Origin of the sequence: Thermorhabdus hydrogeniformans (assembly GCF_049310025.1) — a bacterium.
Classification (GTDB): domain Bacteria; phylum Bacillota; class Thermosediminibacteria; order Thermosediminibacterales; family Tepidanaerobacteraceae; genus JBJYKD01.
Window position 1 is genome coordinate 1 of the sequence record NZ_JBJYKD010000078.1, and the last position, 620, is coordinate 620.

At 40.2% G+C, this 620-nt stretch carries 1 protein-coding gene; it reads right to left on the reverse strand.

Going from position 1 to position 620, the window contains the following annotated elements:
* On the reverse strand, positions 1–310 hold a 310-nt coding region (locus ACKX14_RS15540; RefSeq protein ID WP_422449278.1), incomplete at its 3' end, for an IS110 family transposase.
* Positions 311–620: the final 310 nt, after the last annotated feature.

Sequence of the window (620 nt, forward strand, 5' to 3'; positions counted from 1 at the left end):
ACTTTGAATCTTTGGTATCATCCTTGTTTCCCTTTACAGCCTTCACCCATTTAGGGTTGGCAATGGTGATACGAATAGTATCTTCCAAAAGATTGTAGATAGGAACCCAATATTTCCCGGTAGATTCCATACACACATCATAGCAGTTGTTATCAATTAACCACTGCTTGAACTTGAGAATGGAATTGTTAAAAGTTGAAAACCTCTTTTTAGAGTAACGGGGAATTATCCCCTCTGAAGCAATGATTGTGGCGACGAGAAAGGTCTTATGCACATCGACGCCACAACAAATAGGATATACAACTTTCATGGTTCAACCTCCTTTGAAATTAGTAGTTGAGGAGGAAGACATTGACTGAACCATCACACAATTAACAAAGAGCTAAAGCAATGATTAGCTTGCGGTCTTATAGAACCACTTATTTGTGCTTGAAAGATGGTTCTTACACTGGTTAAAATACTGATTTAAGCCGCAAAGAGCAGTCTACGACTCACCTCACCGTGCTTTGTAGTGTATCTTCTCCTCAAGCTAATAATAACAGAGTGGTGAAAACCGCGCACCATTTTTTTCATTACTATTTGTGCCGCCAGCGGTAGCGGCGGAATGGAGGGTTAAAATG